General features: G+C 53.4%; 4 protein-coding genes and 3 tRNA genes. All 7 read right to left on the bottom strand.

The window, feature by feature from the left end:
* Positions 1-297: 297 nt before the first annotated feature.
* Positions 298-373 (bottom strand) — tRNA-Ile (locus DXB53_RS02360).
* Between the two features lie 198 nt (positions 374-571).
* A tRNA-Ala gene (locus tag DXB53_RS02355) sits at positions 572-644 on the bottom strand.
* Between the two features lie 367 nt (positions 645-1,011).
* The gene (locus DXB53_RS02350; RefSeq protein ID WP_147330249.1) at positions 1,012-2,169 is read right to left on the bottom strand and encodes a hypothetical protein; all 1,158 of its coding nucleotides are present in this window, start codon (positions 2,167-2,169) and stop codon (positions 1,012-1,014) included.
* 369 nt (positions 2,170-2,538) lie between these two features.
* Positions 2,539-2,613 (bottom strand) — tRNA-Val (locus DXB53_RS02345).
* Between the two features lie 138 nt (positions 2,614-2,751).
* Positions 2,752-3,561 (bottom strand): DUF3825 domain-containing protein, encoded by an 810-nt coding sequence (locus DXB53_RS02340; RefSeq protein ID WP_117583156.1) that lies wholly within the window; start codon positions 3,559-3,561, stop codon positions 2,752-2,754.
* A gap of 336 nt (positions 3,562-3,897) precedes the next feature.
* Complete coding sequence (locus tag DXB53_RS02335) at positions 3,898-4,683, bottom strand: hypothetical protein (protein WP_117583155.1); 786 nt, start codon at positions 4,681-4,683, stop codon at positions 3,898-3,900.
* Between the two features lie 124 nt (positions 4,684-4,807).
* Positions 4,808-5,671 carry a hypothetical protein gene (locus tag DXB53_RS02330; protein WP_117583154.1) on the bottom strand — a complete coding sequence of 288 codons (864 nt, stop codon included), beginning with the start codon at positions 5,669-5,671 and terminating at the stop codon, positions 4,808-4,810.
* Between the last annotated feature and the right edge of the window lie 329 nt (positions 5,672-6,000).

Here is a 6,000-nt window from a genome sequence, read left to right as displayed (position 1 = left end):
CCCCCGGGATCCCCGCCACGAAACCGGCCCATCTACTACGTTTGGGCGACATCTCCCGACCATGGCGTCTCGGGCAGAAATAAAACCGCAGGTAGACGGCCTGCGGTTTTCGCGAAATACGGGGTATGGTCGAGGGGTCGGGGTTAAACGTAGTAGATGGGCCGGTTTCGTGGCGGCGGCATCGCAGGCAGCCGACCGAGGGCGTCCGGAAGTGAGCAAGCAGGCTATTTGCAAGTGAAAACTAATGCCATGAAAAAGAAAACAGCCCAGACATATTGCCTGACCTGTTGAAAAACCTGGTGGGCCCTCCGGGATTCGAACCCAGAACCCAGGGATTATGAGTCCCCTGCGCTAACCGTTGCGCCAAGAGCCCTTATAAAGTGGCGCTTGCAGTTGGGGTGGCAGAACAGCCTCCAACGCTTTGAACCACGATGTGAAATACTACCATGCGCGCGGCACCCGTTCAACGCACGATCTTGTCGACCAGGAGGATCATGCTGCCGCCTTTGACCTTGTGTGCCTATATGAAAAAAGGCCCAAACTTGCGTTGGAGCCTCATTCAATGCTCGGGTGGAGACGAGGGGGATCGAACCCCTGACCTCTTGACTGCCAGTCAAGCGCTCTCCCAGCTGAGCTACGCCCCCGTGCGAAGAAGTACTATACGGGAACTCGGACCACGATGCAAGGACAATTTTGGAAAATTTCGCAGTCGCGGCGCGTTCCGCCATCCGCCCAACGGCCGTCTTGCCGGCGCCAGGCCCATTACCGGGGCCGACCGCGCCCCCGCCGACCCGGCGATTCCAAAACCATGCCGGTTTACGGGGCCAGGCCGGGAACCCCCGAGCATGCCGTAATCGGTAAAATCAAAATCGCAGGTAGGCGACTTGCGCATTCCGTGAAATGCAGGGTATGGACGGCCGGTCCGGGTCCAGCCCCGTAATCCGGCACAGTTTTGAAATGACATTAATTCACTAACAGGCAAACTAGGTAGTTCTAGCGCCTTGTCGCCGGCTAAATTCCGATTTCCAACCAGTTGCACAAAACATTTGCTCGCAGTCTCGTCTCGGCGCACTTCATTGCCTCAGTTTTGACTTTATAGCGAATCCCTAAACGGTCGCAGACACTTCTGACTATGGTGTCTAGCTGCTTTGAATCGTTGAGCATATCGTGAGTCACCAGGAATACATCGAATCCCATGCTCTGCAACGCAGTCATGCGTTCCGCATCGTGGTCAAGTATTGCACCTGAACCATGAATGACTTCACCTTGGATTTCGATAATTGCCCCTTTCATAAGAATCGGATTTACGATCACGATATCGCCGTAGCAGACCTTTTGACCTGCGATGCTTTGCGCCGATATGGAAAGAGGAGTTAAGTCGTTGGCATAAACGTTCGTGAAGCCAGCGCCGCCAAGACGCCGCGGACGGTTTAGAAGCAAGATTCCTGCAACCTCGAGCGGAGACGCAGCAATGCCGATAACCTGCTGAGCGGCATCATAAAACTGCTTTCCCCACATTTGACTTTTGACCTTGTCGGCGAAACGATGCAGGTCGCTCAGCTCGATGAGCGGCTTTCTCATCCAGAGAGAAGTACCTTTGAGTTTCGTAACCTCTCTTCCATCTTCACGCTTGCTCGTTTGGCTATCATTATCTGGGTCCTTAACGGTTGCGCGGGCATAAACTCGTTTCCAAGGAACCTCGTCTTCGCCTTCTCCAAGTTCGAACAGATCCTGCGTGCTGGAATTGCGATTCTCCTCTACCGCCATTTTTAACTGCATTTCGGCAGCGGGAGCCGGCTCGAAAACAGAAAACCAACCGCAAAGTTCGTACATAGCCAGTACGAGATCTATTTGGGATACAAAGCGTGTCATAGTAAATAACGTGTTAAGCGGATTGGTGACACAAAAGCCTAAATTAGTGTCGATTGTTGTGCCGGCATCCGATGCCCCTTCCCAGCGAATAGTAGAGCGCAATCCCGAGTGGTGATTACAACAACCTGGCGAAGTAACAGCGATAATTGGGGTCTTGAGGACTTCGGTTACAAAAGGGGCTTGGGATAGAGCTCGCCAGCCGTCTTCGGAGTTGGGCAGGCGCGGGTAGAGATTGCGCACCTGCGGTGGGCAGCGCCAATAGCGGAATGCAGTGTTTGCGCAGACGATATCGTCCATTTGCGCCTCCCCTGGTATCGGCCGTAGGCCGTGCGGATTGCGGGCAAGGTCGATTATCTACTGGCGCATCATGCGGGTAAGTACGGGTAGCTGACCAAACACTGACCAAAAGCTTGACGCAATCTATTGAAAATCCGCCATAGACATGAACGTGCTGGTACGAGCTGTGAGCCAGTGGTCTCTGTCTCCACAATTGCGCATAGATTGCGCAGAGAATTCAATGAATGAACGCAGATGCACTTTTCAAAACGTGCGATGACGACAACTAAAGTGAACTGCATAACATACAACGCTTTAGGTAAATTCGGTTCGATTTGGCATCATATGAAAAAAGGCCAGAGGCTTAACACCTCTGACCTGCGCTTTTGATGGTGGGCGATACAAGATTCGAACTTGTGACCCCATCCGTGTGAAGGATATGCTCTACCCCTGAGCCAATCGCCCGTCGCCTTTCGGCAAAAGAGATACTAACATAGCCGCGCGTGGTTTACCAAGAACTTTTTGCCCTCGATTTTAAATTCGTGGGTGCTAGCCAAGCCAAAACAATCAAAGCAATCTGAAAAACCGCAGCTAAACCACCCTTTATCGTTTAATCCACGAGGTCTCGGGACGGCAGATAAGTCGCGCGTTGTTGTAGGCCATGTCGAGCGTGAGGCAGGTGCGTGCGGCGTAGAAACCGTCCTCGCGCTGGATGGTCAGCGCCAGCTCGGGCTTGTCGCCGGTTAGGCACAGCGGCAAGAGCAGCTGGATCCGGCCGCCGTAGAACTGCGGCACGGCGAGTGTGTAGTTGGCGGCGGCGCGGCGGGCGGCCTCGACGACGGCACCCTCAAAGGCGCGGCGCAGCAGCAGCGAGTTACCCTCCCCCATCAGGCTGGCAGGAATGCGCGTCAGGTTCTCCTCGTCGCCCAGAATGTGATCGATGTTGGAGCGGATGGGAAGGCGGTGGTCAAAGACCAGCTCGGAAGGGTCCTCGGCAAAGCGTACGCGGCACGGCAGGTACTCAAACGAGACTAGCATGGGGTCGCTTTCCTTAAAGGAGCCCTTCAAAAACCAGTGCTGGTGCGCGTCGGGCTTGGTGTTGGGCTCAAACAGGCCGTAGGTGGTTTCGTAGCGGCGCGTGTGCAGGCCGGTGTTGAATAGGCAGCGGACGTCGTCGAACACCAGCGGCAAGTTGGACGGGGCGGTCTGGTCCACGTCGCGCTCGGTCAGGAACACCGCGCGGCTAAACGAAAACGACAGGTAGTTTTTGAGGATGCGGTTGCCGGGGCCCCAGTCCTCGGGGTCGGCGAGGTCGACCAGGCGGTCGTAGCAGGGCTCGGGGCAAAACGCGAAGTCGTACACATTGCTGCACAGGGTGCTGGGGATCTCCGTGTGGTGTCCAATCCATTTCATAACTGGAGTGCGGATCCTTAGATTCTATACGCGCGACAGGTCGCCGGCTCGCCACAAAGCAATTGCGACCTTGCTTTTTGACGAGCTTGTCGCGGGAGTGGCTTTCGAAAACGAGGTCGCGGATCCAAGCGAAGTGCGGAGTAAAACCAAGGCCCGTCGACCAGACCCCGGTTTTACGCTTTTGCGACATGCGTTTTTTAAATAGAGGATGTGTTGGGGCTGCTATGGCTGCCATGTAATTTAAAAACAAAAGACCGCTCAACAGATAGGGGTGCCCCGGCATTGGCCGGGGCACCCCGTCTCGGAAGCCATATTGCTTACCTTTAGATCACTTGACTATTTACGAAAAGCAAGGAAAACCGCCGCTGCGATGCATATGATGCCTATCACGAGCGGAAGCCACGCCTTATCTTCTTTATCCTTAACAAGAAAAGCCTCAATTGCGGACGCAAGGACCAGGAATCCGCCGATAATCAGCAGATCAAGCGCAACGAAACGGACGGTCGTTATATCGGAAGAAACCCCTCCGGCATTAACGTTCACAAGCGTGAAGATCGCGGCAAAAATGGCGAAGAGAGCCAGAACGTTGCCATAGATACGAGACTCGATGTTGGCGACTTCGTTCTTTTTATCCTCGACCTTTTTGAGCTCTCCGGCATAGACGTCGGAATAGTCGGCAAGCCCATTAAAATTGAGCTCATCGGAAAAGGCTCCATGGTAAGGATGAGCAACCGTGCCTTCGACGCGCTGGAATGCGACTTGCGCGATACCCTTAGATTTATCAAGGGCAATCGTGTTGCCGCTTACGTTTGTAACACGGTAGAACAGCCGTGTTCCATGACCGGGGAAATATAGCGGCGCATCCAAAGAAAGCCCCTGGCGAATGCGCGAATTGCGTAAAAGAACGCTAGCGGTCAAATCGTTGGGCAGCGCGATACATTCAACGCAAGAGACAAAAGTCGAGTCTCCAGGGCCAAGTTCGACCTCGGATTGCTTGCTTTCGTTAACGTAGAACCCGTCAGTGCGCAAGTCATACGTAACCTGTCCGATGTTCGAAGCATCGGCATTGAGCAGCACCTTGCTGTCGATGAGCTCCTGAATCTTAGTATCGCTCAAGTACATATGAATCACTTCCTTAGGACAACGAGTATAGCACTGAGGTATTGCGCTGGCGGCTGTCCCCAAAGGGGACATAGGGGAAGAAGTTTGAACACATATTTAAGGCTCGGACACGTGGTTGCGATTCCTATTCCTCGTCCGGAAGTAGAAACCTGGTATACATCTGAAAGACGGCAAGAAGAAATAGGTCTTCCATGGTCTCGATTCTCTCGCCATCGAAACCGCCGGGGCACCCGTAGTCCTTATCGTTGGCCTCGTCACCAGAGCCGTAGGTCGCCGCGTAGAATGCAACGGTTAACGCGAATCGGCAGGCCTCAATCTCGGAGCTCGATTCGAATTGATATTCATTTTTCAGATAGGAAATGGGGGCGAAGGAAGCGACCCTGGATTCGAAGGCCTCGGAAAGGACCTTACGGATAAGGTAATCGTACCCCGGGGAACAGCTATCAGGGGGCAGAAAGGAAGAGTCCAGGCACTCAGAAAGAAGGTCAACCCGAGGTTCTGGCAGCCTCTCCCCCGCATACCTTTCGAGGCTGCGAAGCACGTATTTCCCATCATCATAAAGAACGGGTTCGTCTTCTGGGAAGCGGTCACGGAGGGCGGCTTCGACTGCGGTGATGCAACGGACGAACAGGTCATCCTCTCCCCTGACCCGCAAGTCAAGATTGCAGTATTTAAGAATTAGATTCTGTACCTCCGGCACGAGACAACAAAAGTTCCGGTACATCTCACGTGAATAATAAAAAAGGTCATTGTGCATGGCGGCGACAGCGCAAAGCGGAATTAATCCTCTGTCTGAGTAATACTTCGAGATAAACTCGATTGCCTGCGCCTTATTCCCTTCGGCGTGTCTGCGTTCGTCTCTTTCGTCCTGGCGACGCTCGAATTCCTCCATGCGCTTGCTCTGGCAACACTGTTTCTTGCCAATGATGGCTGTCACAATTAAAGAGATAAACGCGCATATTAATTCAGCCAATTCGTTCCACTTCACAAGAAACCCCCACAATACTTAATGGTGTTGCAATTCTATATACCAAGCAATTCTACGCATGGGACGTAGGCCTCGACCGCAACAGCCGGATATACGCAAAAGAGGGGTTAGACCATACTGCTTGCACTATAAATGAATTCAGCGGATCTAAATCCGCCTTGCGCTCGACCCTGATTGTTGCATTGCGGTGCTCTGTGTACTGCCGATATTGCGCTTGGGCACCGGAGCCGACATAAGTCCCGGTGCCCTTTTTGCTGTTTGTGATCTGCACCACCTTATTGTTGAATTCTTTTCTCCCGTATATCAACCCGGGTCTCGTTGCCGCGATT

This window comes from Collinsella sp. OM04-5 (assembly GCF_003439125.1).
In the GTDB taxonomy this organism is placed as follows: Bacteria; Actinomycetota; Coriobacteriia; order Coriobacteriales; family Coriobacteriaceae; genus Collinsella.
Note: the sequence above shows the minus strand (reverse complement) of the source record. Positions and strands in the feature narration are given on the sequence as shown.